Raw genomic sequence first — 14953 nt, 5'->3', positions numbered from 1 at the left:
ACAAATCTTTGAGCATTTCAGCCTTTCGCCTGTATAGACGAGTAGTAAAACTACAGAGGAAAGGCTTGTGGCCTCCGACTGCGTTGTGAGAATAATCGTTAAGGTTGGTCGATTACCATCCGAAAAAGGTGAAAGTTTGATGCTGGATGCCAAAGAAGAAGAAATTTCAGCTATTTATAACTTTTGTTCGACAGTCCTTCGCGTAGCGGGTTTTCATCAAACACTACAAGCGGCCATTTACACGCCGATCAAGGATAGACCATGACCCTGCCCGTGCTTGCCGAACTCCCCGCCATTCTCCTGCCGTTGGTCACTCGATCCGAGCAGTCGTTCCGTACGGCCGTCGCCTCCCTTGAAGGCGATCACGGCTTGTCGACCTGGACAGCGGAGCGTTGGGCGCAATTCGCCCGCGTCGGTGCCGCCAGCGATTTCGTCATTGAACAGAGCGTTCGTGACCCTTTGATGTTGCTGTCGCTGGTGCAGTCCGGCGAACTCGACCGGCCGTACGCGCCGGGTGAGCTCTGCGCGCAGATTGCCGCCGCCGTGAACACCGCGCAAAGCGAAGATGAACTCGGTCGTGTCCTGCGTCGCCAGCGCGCTCGCCATCAGGTACGAATCATCTGGCGCGACCTGAACCGCCAGGCCGATCTGGTACAGACCTGCCGCGATCTTTCAGACATGGCCGACGCCACCATCGATCAGGCTTATCAATGGTTGTACCGTCGCCACTGCGATCAGTTCGGCACGCCAACCGGTCGGCGCAGCGGTCTGCCGCAACAGATGGTCATCCTCGGCATGGGCAAGCTCGGCGCGGTCGAGTTGAACCTGTCGTCGGACATCGACCTGATCTTCGCCTACCCCGAGGGCGGCGAAACCGTCGGCGTGAAACGCGCGCTGGATAATCAGGAATTCTTCATTCGTCTCGGTCAGCGCCTGATCAAGGCCCTCGACCCGATGACGGTCGACGGCTTCGTGTTCCGCGTCGACATGCGCCTGCGCCCGTACGGTTCGTCCGGCGCGCTGGTGCTGAGCTTCAATGCACTGGAGCAGTATTACCAGGATCAGGGCCGCGACTGGGAACGCTACGCGATGATCAAGGCGCGGGTGGTGGCCGGCGATCAGACTGCCGGCGCGCAGTTGCTCGACATGCTGCGCCCCTTCGTCTATCGGCGTTATCTGGACTTCTCGGCGATCGAAGCGCTGCGCACCATGAAGCAGTTGATCCAGCAGGAAGTGCGGCGCAAGGGCATGGCCGACAACATCAAGCTGGGATCCGGCGGCATCCGCGAAGTCGAGTTCATCGCCCAGGCTTTCCAGTTGATCCACGGCGGGCGCGATCTGAGCCTGCAGCAGCGTCCTCTATTAAAGGTATTGAGCACGCTGGAAGGGCAAGGCTATCTGCCGCCGGCAGTGATCAGTGAATTGCGCGAAGGCTACGAGTTCCTGCGCTACACCGAACACGCGATCCAGGCGATTGCCGACCGCCAGACCCAGATGTTGCCGGACGGCGCTCAGGATCAGGCGCGCATTGCCTTTATGCTCGGTTTCGCCGATTGGCAGGCCTTCCACGAAAAGCTGATGTTCTGGCGCGGCCGTGTGGCCTGGCACTTCGCGCAGGTGATCGCCGATCCCGATGAAGAAGAGGGTGCCGATTGCGAGGTGGTGGTCGGTGGTGAGTGGTTGCCGCTGTGGGAAGAGGCGCAGGATGAGGAGGCCGCTTGCCGACAATTGGAAGAGGGCGGCTTCAAGGACGCGAGCAAAGCGCTGAAAGCGCTGGCCAGTTTGCGTGGCAGCCCGCAATTGCGCGCGATGCAGCGCCTGGGTCGCGAGCGTCTCGATGCGTTTATTCCGCGTCTGCTGGCTCAGGCGGTGGAACATGACAACCCGGATCTGGTGCTGGAGCGAGTGCTGCCGCTGGTCGAAGCGGTAGCGCGGCGTTCGGCTTATTTAGTGTTGCTGACGGAAAACCCCGGCGCCTTGCGGCGCTTGCTGACGCTGTGCGCGGCCAGTCCGTGGATTGCTGAGCAGATCACCCGTTTCCCGCTGCTGCTCGACGAGTTGCTCAATGAAGGTCGCCTGTTCAAGCCGCCCCTGGCGCCAGAACTGGCCGCCGAGCTGCGCGAACGGCTGACGCGGATTCCCGAAGACGACCTCGAGCAGCAGATGGAAGCCCTGCGTCACTTCAAACTCGCGCACCGCTTGCGCGTCGCCGCGTCGGAAATCGCCGGCAGCCTGCCGTTGATGAAAGTCAGCGATTACCTGACCTGGCTGGCCGAAGCGATTCTCGAGCAAGTGCTGGCGCTGGCCTGGCGCCAGACCGTGGCCAAGTACGGCACGCCGCTGCGCACTGATGGCAGTTTGTGCGATCCGGGCTTCATCATTGTCGGTTATGGGAAAGTCGGCGGGCTGGAACTGGGGCATGGTTCGGACCTGGATCTGGTGTTCATCCATGACGGTGATCCGCAGGCGGAAACCGACGGGCCGAAACCGATCGATGGCGCGCAGTTCTTCACCCGGCTGGGGCAGCGGATCATTCACTTGCTGACGGCGCAGACCAACTCCGGTCAGCTGTACGAAGTAGACATGCGTTTGCGCCCGTCCGGCGCGTCGGGGCTGTTGGTCAGTTCACTCGGAGCCTTCGAGCGCTATCAGGAAAATGAAGCCTGGACCTGGGAGCATCAGGCGCTGGTGCGGGCGCGGGTGCTTGTGGGCAGTCAGGATGTCGGCCAGGCCTTCGAGAAAGTCCGGGCGCAGGTTTTGGGTAAAGCGCGGGATCTGGCGAAATTGCAACAGGAAGTCAGCGAGATGCGCGCCAAGATGCGCGACAACCTCGGCACCAAGGGCACCGCGGCCGGTACGGCGGCTAATGCCTTCGAGGCCATGGCGCCGTTCGACCTCAAGCAGGACGCCGGAGGTATCGTCGATATTGAATTTATGGTGCAATACGCGGCCCTGGCGTGGTCGCACAGCCACCCGCCATTGCTGCGCTGGACCGATAACATCCGCATTCTGGAAGAGCTGGAACACGAAGGGCTGATGCCCGCCGAAGACGCCAGCCTGTTGCGCGAAGCCTATAAGGCTTACCGCTCCGCCGCCCACCGGCAGGCCTTGCAGAAGGACGCCGGGGTGATTGCAGGCGACCAGTTTGTCGAGGAGCGCCGGCAGGTATTGCGGATCTGGAAAGAGTTGGGGCTAAGCTGAAACCGGATATTTGAAGCATCGAATACCTTGTGGGAGCGGGCTTGCCCGCGATGGCGGAGTGTCAGCCACCGTCACTTTCAGATGTGATGGCCTCATCGCGGGCAAGCCACGCTCCCACAGGGACTTGTGGTGATTTGCAGATTGAGACACGAACAAACCATGTAGGAGCGAGCCTGCTCGCGATAGCGGAGTGACAGTCGACAGTCATGTTGAAGGTAATGACCCATCGCAAGCAGCGCCGCTCCCTCAGTGATTCTCGAGGCGGGGAGGCGTAAATGCCTCCCCGGTTCGTTTATGGAAACCACATGAATATTCTGATCGTTGGGCCCAGTTGGGTCGGTGACATGGTGATGGCGCAGACACTGTTTCAGTGTCTCAAACAGCGCCACCCGCAATGCGAAATCGACGTGCTGGCCCCCGAGTGGAGCCGGCCGATCCTTGAGCGCATGCCTGAAGTGCGCAAAGCCTTGAGCTTTCCGCTCGGCCATGGCGCGCTGGAACTGGCGACGCGTCGGCGCATCGGCAAATCCCTGGCCGGCCAGTACGATCAGGCGATCCTGCTGCCGAACTCGCTGAAGTCGGCGCTGGTGCCGTTTTTCGCCGGCATCAAGCAGCGCACCGGCTGGCGCGGCGAATTCCGCTACGGCCTGCTCAATGACGTGCGCACGCTGGATAAGGAACGTTATCCGCTGATGATCGAGCGCTTCATGGCCCTGGCTTACGAGCCGAACGCCGAGCTGCCGAAACCGTATCCACGTCCGAGCCTGCAAATCGATCCGGTGACCCGCGAAGCGGCACTGGCCAAGTTCGGCCTGACCCTCGACCGTCCGGTGTTGGCCCTGTGCCCCGGTGCCGAGTTCGGCGAATCCAAGCGCTGGCCGTCGGAGCATTACGCCAAAGTTGCCGAAGCGCGGATTCGCGAAGGCTGGCAGGTGTGGTTGTTCGGCTCGAAAAACGACCACGCGGTGGGCGAAGACATCCGCGCACGGCTGATTCCCGGCCTGCGTGAAGAGTCGGTCAACCTCAGCGGCGGCACCTCGCTGGCCGAGGCCATCGACCTGCTGTCCTGTGCCGATTCGGTGGTGTCCAACGACTCCGGCCTGATGCATGTCGCGGCGGCGCTGAACCGTCCATTGGTGGCGGTCTACGGCTCGACGTCGCCGGGTTTCACCCCGCCGCTGGCCGAGCACGTGGAAATCGTTCGGCTGGGTCTGGATTGCAGCCCGTGCTTCGACCGTACCTGCCGGTTCGGCCATTACAACTGCCTGCGCCAGCTGATGCCGGACGCGGTCAACGATGCCTTGCAGAAACTGCAGGGCTCTGTGGTCGAGGTTCATTAAGTTGCGGGTATTGCTGATCAAGACTTCATCGCTGGGCGACGTGATTCACGCGTTGCCGGCGCTGACCGACGCGGCCCGGGCCATCCCCGGGATCACGTTCGACTGGGTGGTGGAAGAAGGCTTCGCCGAAATTCCGACCTGGCACCCGGCCGTCGGCAAGGTGATTCCGGTGGCGATCCGCCGCTGGCGCAAGAACCTTTGGCAGACCATCAAGAGCGGCGAGTGGAAGCGCTTCAAGCAAAGTGTGCGCGCCAGCCAATACGATCTGGTGATCGACGCTCAGGGCCTGCTGAAAAGCGCCTGGCTGACGCGCTACGTCAAAGCCCCGGTAGCTGGTCTCGACAAAGGCTCGGCGCGTGAGCCGATCGCTGCACGTTTCTATGACCGCAAACTGGCGGTGGCCCGTGGGCAACACGCCGTCGAACGGGTGCGTCAGCTGTTCGCCATCGCCCTTGGTTATGACCTGCCCAAAGGGTTGGGCGACTACGGCCTCAACGTCGAGCGTCTGGTGGAATTGCCGCGCAAGAGTGCCTTTGTGGTGTTCCTGCATGGCACCACGTGGGACACCAAGCACTGGCCGGAAGCCTACTGGCGCGAGCTGACCGAGCGCGTCGGCTACCTGGGCGTCGGGGTCAAGCTGCCGTGGGGCAACCCGCAGGAGAAGGCCCGCGCCGAACGCATTGCCGCCGGTTTCAAACACGCCGAAGTGCTGCCGAAGCTGAATCTGGCCGGGGTCGGCAAAGTGCTGGCCGGTGCGCAGGCCTGCGTGGCGGTGGACACCGGTCTTGGTCACCTTGCCGCCGCGCTGGATGTGCCGACGATTTCGCTGTTCGGCCCGACCAACCCGGGCCTGACCGGCGCCTACGGCAAGGTGCAGATTCACATGGCCAGTGATTTCCCTTGCGCTCCGTGCCTGCAAAAGAAATGTACCTACCAACCGACTGCGCAGGATGCCCGTCAGTTTGACCTCAAGCGCGAGCAGCCTCTGTGCTTCACGCGTGTAAATCCCGAGCGTGTCGCCAGCCGTCTGAGCACGTTGTTAATGGCTGAGGAGCTGCGCTGATGCAATTGGCTTTTGTCCTGTACAAATATTTCCCGTTCGGTGGCTTGCAGCGCGATTTCATGCGCATCGCCCTCGAATGCCAGAAGCGCGGTCACCAGATCCGCGTCTACACCCTGATCTGGGAAGGCGACGTGCCGCCCGGTTTCGAAGTGCTGGTGGCGCCGGTCAAGGCGTTCTTCAACCATCGGCGCAACGAGAAACTCAGCGCATGGATGGAAGCGGATCTGGCCAAGCGTCCGGTGGACCGGCTGATCGGCTTCAACAAGATGCCGGGGCTGGATGTCTACTACGCCGCCGACGGCTGCTTCGAAGACAAGGCGCAGAACCTGCGCCATTCGCTGTACCGCCGCTGGGGTCGCTATCGCCACTTCGCCGAGTACGAGCGCGCGGTGTTCGCCAAAGAGGCGAAAACCGAAGTGCTGATGATTTCCGAAGTGCAGCAGCCGCTGTTCATCAAGCACTACGACACGCCGTTGGAGCGCTTCCATCTGCTGCCGCCGGGTATCGCCCAGGATCGTCGACGGCCGGCGGATGCCGACCAGATTCGCGCCGGTTTCCGCGCCGAATTCAACCTCAAGGACGACGAACTGCTGCTGGTGCAGATCGGCTCCGGGTTCAAGACCAAGGGCGTCGATCGCAGCCTCAAGGCGCTGGCCGCATTGCCCGCCGAACTGAAGAAACGCACCCGGCTGTTTGTAATCGGCCAGGATGACCCCAAATTGTTCCAGATGCAGAGTGCAACTTTGGGGCTGGGCGATAACGTGACGTTCCTCAAGGGCCGCAGCGATATCCCGCGTTTCCTGCTCGGCGCCGATCTGTTGATCCACCCGGCGTACAACGAAAACACCGGTACCGTGCTGCTCGAAGCGCTGGTGGCCGGTTTGCCGGTGCTGGTCAGCGCGGTCTGCGGTTATGCCCATTACATTGCCGAGGCGGACGCCGGGCGCGTGCTGGACGAACCATTCGAGCAGGCGCAACTGACGCAGTACCTGACTGACATGTTGAATGACGACGCTGCACGCGCGGCCTGGAGCCGCAATGGTCTGGCCTTCGCCGAGACGGCCGACCTCTACAGCATGCCGCAGCACGCGGCCGATGTGATTCTGGCGGAGCACGCTTAAATGAAGTTGATGCTGGCTGAACCGTTCAAGAGCCTGTGGGCCGGACGCGACCCGTTCGCCGAAGTCGAAGGCTTGCAGGGCGAGGTCTATCGCGAGCTGGAAGCTCGACGCACGCTGCGCACGGAAGTCGACGGCAACGGATTTTTCGTCAAGATCCACCGGGGCATCGGCTGGGGCGAGATCTTCAAGAACCTGCTGACCGCCAAGCTGCCGGTGCTCGGCGCGGGTCAGGAATGGCAGGCGATCCAGCGTTTGCAGGCAGTCGGCGTGCCGACCATGACCGCTGTGGCTTACGGCGAAAAGGGCAGCAACCCGGCGGATCAGCATTCGTTCATCGTCACCGAAGAGCTGGCGCCGACCGTCAGCCTCGAAGATTTCAGCATCGATTGGGTCAAGAACCCGCCGCAGCCGAAACTCAAGCGCGCGCTGATCGCTGAAGTGGCACGCATGACCGGCATGATGCACCGCGCCGGGGTCAACCACCGCGACTGCTACATCTGCCACTTCCTGCTGCACACCGACAAACCGGTCACCCCGGACGATTTCAAGCTCTCGGTGATCGACCTGCACCGCGCCCAGACCCGTGCAAAGATCACGCAACGCTGGCGCAACAAGGATCTGGCCGCGCTGTATTTTTCGGCGCTGGACATCGGCCTGACCCGTCGCGACAAGTTGCGTTTCCTCAAGGGCTACTTCCAGCAACCGCTGCGGCAGATCCTGGCAGAAGAAGCGCCGCTGTTGAGCTGGCTCGAAGGCAAGGCCAACAAGCTTTATGCGCGCAAACAGCGATACGGGGATGCGCTCTGATGGCGGGTTGGACTCTTGAGCCGCAATACAGCGAACTGAGCGAAGATTTCGGCAGCCTCGAAGCGGTGTTTGCCCTGCAGGGCGAGCGTTTGACCCGTGATCCGCTGTCCGAAGTCATCCGCGTGCAGCGCAACGGCGTCAATTACTACGTCAAGCGCTACGTCGGCGCCGGTAAAGGTTTGCGCCGCTACCTGGGCAAGCCGCGGGTGAAGATGGAGTGGCAGAACCTCAAGCGCTTCGCCAAGTGGGGCATTCCCACGGCCGAAGTGGTGGCCTGGGGACTGGAGCGGCGGGGCGCGGCGTACAACCGTGGCGCCATGATCACCCGCGAGCTGCCGCGCACCGAAGACCTGTCGGCGCTGGCCGAACGCAACGATCCGAAACTCAAGGATCGCCTGTGGGTTGATGGCATCAGCCGGCAACTGGCCGGCTATACGCGAACCATGCACGACCACCGCTTTACCCATAACGATCTGAAGTGGCGCAACCTGCTGATCGACGATCAGGCGCAGCTGTTTCTGATCGACTGCCCGAACGGCGATTTCTGGCGCGGCTTCTGGCTCAAATACCGGATCACCAAGGATCTGGCCTGTCTCGACAAAGTGGCCAAATATCACCTGTCGAACACCCAGCGCCTGCGCTTCTACCTGCAATACCGCGGACGTGATCGGCTGAATGCCGCCGACAAGAAACGGATTCGCCACGTGGTGAGATTTTTCGAGGGACGCGAATGACTGATTTCCTGGCTGCTGAAGACCGGGCGCTGCTTGAGCGTCATGGCCTCGGCACTTTCGACGCGCTCTGGGCCAAGCAGCTCGAAGCCGTGGACGAACCGAACACCGATGGCGGTGGCTGGAGCAGCGTGTTTCGCCTGGAGCTGGAAGGGCAGGCCTACTATCTCAAGCGGCAGAGCAATTACCTGACCCGCACCTTGCATGCGCCGTTCGGCGAGCCGAGTTTCGCCCGTGAGTTTCGCAATATCAGCCGCTACAACAAGCTGGGGATTCCTGCGCTGCAAGCGGCGTTTTTCGGCGAGCGCAAGGTCAAGGGCGATGTTCAGGCGATCCTGCTGACCCGTGCCCTCGACGGCTGGGATGATCTCGACTCGCTGTTGCAACGCTGGTCCGAGCTGACCGCCGCGCAGCACTCGGCGATTCTCAAGGCCTGTGGACAACTGGCGCGCCAGCTGCACGGCGTGCGTCAGGTGCACGGCTGTTTTTATCCCAAGCACATTTTCTTGCAGGCTGAGGGCGACGCCTATCGGGCGCAGTTGATCGACCTGGAAAAGACCCGGCCCCTGCTGTTCGGCATGCGCGATCGGGTCAAGGATCTGGAGCCGCTGCTGCGTCGCGCGCCGGAATGGAGCGAGGCGCAATTGCGCGAGTTGCTCGCGGCGTACCTCGATCAGCCCGTCGACAGTTCGCTGGTCGACAGCTGGGTTTCGCGCCTGACCGCACGGCGCAGTCGCAAGGAGACCCGTTGATGCGCTTGTCCGAACTGAAAAACGCCGGGCGTGCGCCGAATCTGCCGCTGACGATCAGCCTCGCTGATGCGGCCGGTCCTGCGGATTTGCAGTTGCTGAGCCTGCTGCGGGTGTTGCCGGGGCAGCGTTATGTCGGCGCCGGGGTCTGGCGCGGTCGGCCGGTGCTGGCCAAGTTGCTGGTGGGCAGCAAGGCTGCGCGGCATTTTCAGCGCGAGCTGGCGGGCGTCAAACTGCTCGCCGAACAGGGCCTTACCACGCCATTGCTGTTGGCCGATGGCTTGCAGGACGGCGAGGGCGGCTGGTTGTTTTTCGAATTTCTCGAAGGCGCTGAAAGCCTCGGCGATGCCTGGCAGCAAGTCGAATCGTTGCCGGTGCTGGCGGACGAACAAACGGCGATACTGGCCGAGGCGCTGGGCGCTATCGGCCAACTGCATGGCAAAGGGTTGTGGCAGGAAGATCTGCATCTGGACAACCTGCTGCGTCACGGCGGGCAGTTGTACCTGATCGATGGCGCGGGGATCTGCGTCGAAACTGCCGGTCAGCCGTTGTCGCGGCACAAGGTGCTGGAAAACCTCGGGGTGTTTTTCGCCCAGTTGCCCAAGTCACTGGAGCCGTTCATCGAGGAATTGCTGGTGTATTACCTGCTGAGCAACAGCGAGCATGCGTTGCCGCTGGAAGCCCTGCAGAAACAGATCGCCAAGGTGCGCGCCTGGCGCCTGAAGGATTACCTGATCAAGGTGGGCCGCGAGTGCACGTTGTTCAGTGTGCAGCGCGGTGCGTTTGGCTTGCGGGCAGTCCGTCGTGAGGAAGAGGCAGCCATGCTGCCGGTGCTGGATCAAGCCGATGTGCTGCTCGATCAGGGGCATCTGTACAAGACCGGCGGCGCGGCGAGTGTTGGCAAGGTCGAAGTGGCCGGGCGCACGCTGGTGATCAAGCGCTACAACATCAAAGGCTTTGCGCATTGGCTCAAGCGTTTCTGGCGCCCGAGCCGGGCGTGGCATTCGTGGCATGAAGGCAATCGCCTGGCGTTCCTCGGCATCGCCACACCGAAACCGCTGGCGGTGCTGGAAAAGCGCTTTCTGTGGCTGCGCAGTCGCGCCTATCTGGTGACCGAGTTTCTGCCGGGGCCGGACATCATCGAGCGCTTTGCGCCGTATGTTGAAAGCGGTGCGGCGCCGGAATCCGAGCTGCAGGCGCTGGATCAACTGTTCGCCCGATTGATTGCCGAGCGCATCAGTCATGGCGACTTCAAGGGGCATAACCTGTTCTGGCAGGAAGGTCGCTGGGCGTTGATCGACCTGGATTCGATGTGTCAGCACGGCTCTGTCGGAAGTTTCGCAGCGGCCTATGCACGGGATCGGGCACGGTTCATGCGCAACTGGCCCGAGAGCAGCGCGTTGTATCAGGTGATCGATCAGCGGTTGCCCAAGGACATCTCCAGCGCGGCATGAGCCGCCTCGCCAGCAGGCTGGCTCCCACATGGGAAAGCATTCCCCTGTAGGAGTGAGCCTGCTCGCGATAGGGCTTTAAAGCCCCAAAAAAATCCGGTTAAGCAACAGCGGACGAACTCCACTGACGTGTCCTGCAGCGTCTCCAGAAGCCATGAGCTTTGCCCGTTCCAGCCCCGATGCCAGCTTGCCCTGACCACTTCGGAGGGCAAACCTTGAGCATCCAAAGCGCTGTAACACTGGGCACCTGCGCATGGCTTTTATCCGGCTCCGGCACTGCCGCCCCGGTATGGCAGATGGACGCTGACGTCGCCCGCGACCTGCGCAAACAGAAAACCTATTGCCAGTCGATTCCACGGAGCTACAGCGGGCTGGCGTTCGACGTCTGCGTACTCCACGCGTCCCCAGACCCCTCCGGCGTCCTGGAGCCGTTCGTGTTGCTCGACCTGCCGTTGTCCGGGGTGCTGGATACGGTGGTGTTGCCGTATACGATTTACCGCCAAGCCAGTGACGGCAATCTCGGTATCTATTGGCGCGCGGGCGGTTATTGAGTGTGAAAGCAAGGTTTCACCGGGCCGATTCACCAAGGGCAATTCGCACAGGGTCATTCCCGCCACGTTTACGCTATAATCCCGCCCTTTAGCTGTCTCTCGCCCGGTGCGAGGGCACATCAATTTTCAAGGCGCATCGCGCCTGAATGCAGACTAAAGAGGCTAGACCCTGTGGCATTGACGATTCTTGGCCTGTCCGGCGCCCTTAGCCATGACCCTTCAGCCGCCTTGTACATCGACGGCAAGCTGGTGGCGGCGGCTGAAGAGGAGCGCTTCGTCCGCGATAAGCATGCAAAGAACCGCATGCCCTACGAATCGGCGAAGTTCTGCCTGGAACAGGCCGGCATCAAGCCGTCCGACGTTGACGTGGTGGCGATTCCGTTCGCCCCGATCAGCCTGTTCGGCAAGGCCCGCTGGCAGTATGCCAAGCGTTACTGGTACGCCCCGGATCGTGCACTCGACGCGATCCTGATGGGCAACCGTCGCTACAAGCGTTATCGCAACAAGATCGTCTGGTGCCTGGAGCAACTGGGCTTTGATCCGAAGAAGATCAAGATCGAGCCGGTCGAGCACCACCTGGCTCACGCCTCCAGCGCCTACCACTGCTCGGGTTTCAAAGAGAAAACCGCGATCCTCGGCATCGACGGCAAGGGCGAGTACGCCACGACCTTCTTCGGCTATGGCGAAAACGGCAAGATCCACAAGATCAAGGAATTTTTCGATCCGGACTCCCTCGGCGGCCTGTACGGCGCGATCACCGAGTTCCTCGGCTTCGACATGCTCGACGGTGAGTTCAAGGTCATGGGCATGGCGCCGTACGGCGACGCCAGCAAATACGACTTCTCGCGCCTGGCTTCCTTCGAGAACGGCGAGCTGGTGATCAACACTGACTACGCCAACGTGATCGGCCTGCGTCGCTACAAGGAGAAGGGCAAGGGTTACTACTTCTCGCCGAAACTGATCGAGTGGCTGGGCCCCAAGCGCGAGGGCGACATCGCCGACGAGCCTTACATCCACTACGCCGCCAGCATCCAGGCACTGTTCGAAAAAATCGCGCTGCAGATGATCGATTACTACCTGGGCGACGTGCTCAAGGAAACCGGCAAGCTGGCCTACGCCGGTGGCTGCGCGTTGAACGTCAAGCTCAACCAGAAAATCATCGCCCGTGACGACGTCAAAGAGCTGTTCGTACAGCCTGCATCCGGCGACGCCGGCACCGCAGTCGGTGCCGCGGCCTATGTGTCGCACGCCCGTGGCGTGCCGGTCGAGAAGATGGAACACGTCTACCTCGGCCCGTCCTACAGCAACGAAGACGTGATCGCCGCGTGCGCCCGTCACGAGAACAAACCGACCTGGCGCAAGCTCGACAACATGCCGGAGCAGATCGCCAAAATCATGGTCGATGGCAACCCGGTGGCCTGGTTCCAGGGCCGCATGGAGTTCGGTCCGCGTGCTCTGGGCGGTCGTTCGATCATCGGTTGCCCGAGCGTGGCCGGTGTGGCTGATCGCATCAATCACCAGATCAAGTTCCGCGAGCGCTGGAGGCCTTTCTGCCCGTCGATGCTCGACACCGTTGCACCGCAGATGATCAAGATCGATCACCCGGCGCCGTTCATGACCTTCACCTTCGAAGTGGCGGAAGAGTGGAAGACCCGCGTGCCGGAAGTTGTCCACGAAGATGGCACTTCCCGGGCCCAGGTCCTGAAGCGCGAATACAACCCGCGCTACTACGACATGATGAAGGCGCTGGAAAATCTCACCGGCAACGGCGTGTCGCTGAACACCTCGCTGAACCGTCGTGGTGAACCGATGATCTGCTCGCCGACCGATGCCCTGAACATGTTCTTCGGTTCCGATCTTCAGTACCTGATCATGGAAGACATTCTGGTGGTCAAAGAGGGCGCAAACGCTTATGACTCGCTCGGCTGAACGCCATGTGCTGCAGTTCTGTCACGGCTATGACGGGCCGTTCCTCGACTGCGCACGGCAGTACGCCAGCCTGTTCGCGGGCACCGGTTATCGGGTGACCACGGTCTTTCTGACCGGGGCCGCCGATAGCGAGGTGGCCGCAGCGTGTGCTTCCGATGAAGTGTTGTTCATGGAATACAGCTCCAAGGCCATTCGTGGCCTGAAGCTGGGCGCCATCGGCGATTTGCGCAAGATCGCCGCTTCACGCAATTTCAGTTTCTGCATCGCCCATCGCTTCAAGCCGATCTACATCGCCTTGCTCGGCACGTCGCTGCCGGTGATTGGCGTGCACCACGCGTTTGACGATTACAAACGCGGCACGCGCAAGCTGTTCGCGCACATTTTCCGCAAGCGCCTGAGCCTGCTCGGCGTCTCCGATGCCGTGCGCGACGACATGCGGCGCTGCCTGCCGAAATGGCCGTCGACCCGCATCCAGACCTTGTACAACCGCATCGATGTGCCGGCCTTGCAGGCCAGTCAGGTGTCAGCCCACGAAGCCCGCGAGACCCTCGGTCTGGCGGCTGATGCGTTCATTGTCGGCAACGTTGGACGGCTGCACCCGGACAAGGATCAGGCCACCTTGCTGCACGGTTTTGCTGCCGCGTTGCCGGGTCTGCCGGGCAACAGTCAGCTGGTGATTCTCGGCAAGGGCCGTCTGGAGCAGGACCTCAAGGAACTGGCGCGCGAACTGGGCATCGGTGATCGGGTGTTGTTTCTCGGTCAGGTGCCGGACGCGCGCAATTACTTCCGCGCCTTCGATGTGTTTGCCCTGAGCTCCGATCACGAACCGTTCGGCATGGTGCTGCTCGAAGCCATGGCCGCCGGCGTGCCTTTGCTCGCCACTGCCTGTGGCGGGGCCAAGGAAGTGGTCGAAGGCGTGGGCATTCTGTTCCCGCTGGGCGATGCCGAACACCTTGCCCAAGGCCTGCAACATTTGGCCGGTATGGATGATCAGCAACGCCGGCAGTGCGCCGAGCTGATGCTCGATCGTCTGCGTGAGCGTTTCTCCGACCGTGCGGTGCGCGACACCTTCTGGCGTCTGCCGCAAGTTATCGATCTGGCACCGAGGGGCTGATGCTCAACCGATTTCAAGGCTGGCGCGAACGTGGCTGGTCGCCCGTTGACGCCTCCACCTATGCCAGCGCCTGGCAGCGTTTTGGCGGCAGTGTCGCGACCCATCCGCTGGTGGTCGAACGCCTGGCGGATCTGGCCGGTATCCCGGTGCGTTATCTGGCCTGGGAGCAGGGCGGCGAAGTCAAAGCGGCGATCCCGACCTGGGGCCGTGATTTGGCGCTGTCCAAAGACGTGCTCAAGCGCAACGGCAAGAAAGGCCTGTTCGACCTCGGCAATGCCGAGTTGATCCTGCCGGCCGCCGCCGATGCCCAGGCGCCGCTGCGCCATCGCGCCCGCTATCTGTCGGCGCTCAACGAAAACCGCTTCAGCGGCCTCAAGTTGCAGACCGAACAACTGGCCATGGCCCGCACCCCCGAAGAATTGTCGAAGAAGTTTCGCTACAACCAGCGCCGCGAACTGCGCTTGCTGGAAGAGGCGGGTGGACTGGTGCGTCCGGTCAGTGAGTTTTCCAGTGCCGAACTGGCGGCGATCTACTGTGATCTGTTCCAGCGCCGCTGGGGCTTTCCGGCCACCGGCGCGGCGCGCATGGCCGACGTCATCGGGCTGCTGCGCGAACTGTTGATCGGCTCGGTGATTTTCCTCAATGATGCGCCGATCGCCATTCAACTGGTGTACCGCGTCGAAGCGCCGGAGTGGATCAGCGTCGAGTACATCAACGGCGGCGTCGACCCCGAGACCCGCGAATTCAGCCCTGGCAGTGTGTTGAGCTTCCTCAATACGCAAAGCGCCTGGGAGCACGCGCGAGCACTGAACAAGCCGCTGCGGTTTTCCTTCGGTCGCGCCGACCGTGAATACAAGGATCGCTGGTGCAATCCTGTGCCGGTGTTCACCGTATGA

The 14953-nt window shown here is 61.9% G+C and carries 13 protein-coding genes; all 13 read left to right on the top strand.

All coding sequences use genetic code 11. From position 1 onward, the window contains the following. Positions 1-139 precede the first annotated feature (139 nt). The 13 genes from L6D63_RS28600 (at position 140) to L6D63_RS01020 (ending at position 14953) form a co-directional block, all read left to right on the top strand. Positions 140-265 (top strand): hypothetical protein, encoded by a 126-nt coding sequence (locus L6D63_RS28600; RefSeq protein ID WP_276574640.1) that lies wholly within the window; start codon positions 140-142, stop codon positions 263-265. Next, positions 262-3201 (top strand): bifunctional [glutamate--ammonia ligase]-adenylyl-L-tyrosine phosphorylase/[glutamate--ammonia-ligase] adenylyltransferase, encoded by a 2940-nt coding sequence (glnE, locus tag L6D63_RS01075; protein ID WP_131670952.1) that lies wholly within the window; start codon positions 262-264, stop codon positions 3199-3201. Before L6D63_RS28600 ends, glnE begins: the two co-directional genes overlap by 4 nt. Before the next feature lie 305 nt (positions 3202-3506). After that, positions 3507-4541, top strand: coding sequence for a lipopolysaccharide heptosyltransferase II (waaF, locus tag L6D63_RS01070; RefSeq protein ID WP_047290935.1), 1035 nt, complete (start codon positions 3507-3509; stop codon positions 4539-4541). A 1-nt stretch (position 4542) separates the two neighbouring features. Further along, complete coding sequence (gene waaC / locus L6D63_RS01065) at positions 4543-5604, top strand: lipopolysaccharide heptosyltransferase I (RefSeq protein ID WP_131670953.1); 1062 nt, start codon at positions 4543-4545, stop codon at positions 5602-5604. Continuing rightward, on the top strand, positions 5604-6725 hold the full coding sequence (locus L6D63_RS01060) for a glycosyltransferase family 4 protein (RefSeq protein WP_131670954.1): 1122 nt from the start codon (positions 5604-5606) through the stop codon (positions 6723-6725). The genes waaC and L6D63_RS01060 overlap by 1 nt, the downstream gene beginning before the upstream one ends. Beyond that, the gene (gene rfaP, locus L6D63_RS01055) at positions 6726-7532 is read left to right on the top strand and encodes a lipopolysaccharide core heptose(I) kinase RfaP (RefSeq protein WP_047290938.1); all 807 of its coding nucleotides are present in this window, start codon (positions 6726-6728) and stop codon (positions 7530-7532) included. After that, complete coding sequence (locus L6D63_RS01050; RefSeq protein WP_095667714.1) at positions 7532-8266, top strand: lipopolysaccharide kinase InaA family protein; 735 nt, start codon at positions 7532-7534, stop codon at positions 8264-8266. The genes rfaP and L6D63_RS01050 overlap by 1 nt, the downstream gene beginning before the upstream one ends. After that, complete coding sequence (locus L6D63_RS01045) at positions 8263-9015, top strand: lipopolysaccharide kinase InaA family protein (protein ID WP_131670955.1); 753 nt, start codon at positions 8263-8265, stop codon at positions 9013-9015. Before L6D63_RS01050 ends, L6D63_RS01045 begins: the two co-directional genes overlap by 4 nt. Beyond that, positions 9015-10466: a lipopolysaccharide kinase InaA family protein gene (locus L6D63_RS01040; protein ID WP_131670956.1), complete on the top strand. Its 1452-nt coding sequence runs from the start codon at positions 9015-9017 to the stop codon at positions 10464-10466. Before L6D63_RS01045 ends, L6D63_RS01040 begins: the two co-directional genes overlap by 1 nt. Positions 10467-10678: 212 nt before the next feature. Then, positions 10679-11014: a YceK/YidQ family lipoprotein gene (locus tag L6D63_RS01035; RefSeq protein ID WP_131670957.1), complete on the top strand. Its 336-nt coding sequence runs from the start codon at positions 10679-10681 to the stop codon at positions 11012-11014. A 171-nt stretch (positions 11015-11185) separates the two neighbouring features. Continuing rightward, positions 11186-12943: a carbamoyltransferase family protein gene (locus L6D63_RS01030; RefSeq protein ID WP_041065832.1), complete on the top strand. Its 1758-nt coding sequence runs from the start codon at positions 11186-11188 to the stop codon at positions 12941-12943. Further along, on the top strand, positions 12927-14057 hold the full coding sequence (locus L6D63_RS01025) for a glycosyltransferase (RefSeq protein ID WP_095667711.1): 1131 nt from the start codon (positions 12927-12929) through the stop codon (positions 14055-14057). The genes L6D63_RS01030 and L6D63_RS01025 overlap by 17 nt, the downstream gene beginning before the upstream one ends. Next, complete coding sequence (locus tag L6D63_RS01020; protein ID WP_131670958.1) at positions 14057-14953, top strand: antimicrobial resistance protein Mig-14; 897 nt, start codon at positions 14057-14059, stop codon at positions 14951-14953. Before L6D63_RS01025 ends, L6D63_RS01020 begins: the two co-directional genes overlap by 1 nt.

Source organism: Pseudomonas parakoreensis, from assembly GCF_021602155.1.
GTDB lineage: Bacteria > Pseudomonadota > Gammaproteobacteria > Pseudomonadales > Pseudomonadaceae > Aquipseudomonas > Aquipseudomonas parakoreensis.
The sequence above is the reverse complement of the archived record's forward strand: the minus strand, read 5'-3'. Positions and strand labels throughout refer to the sequence as shown.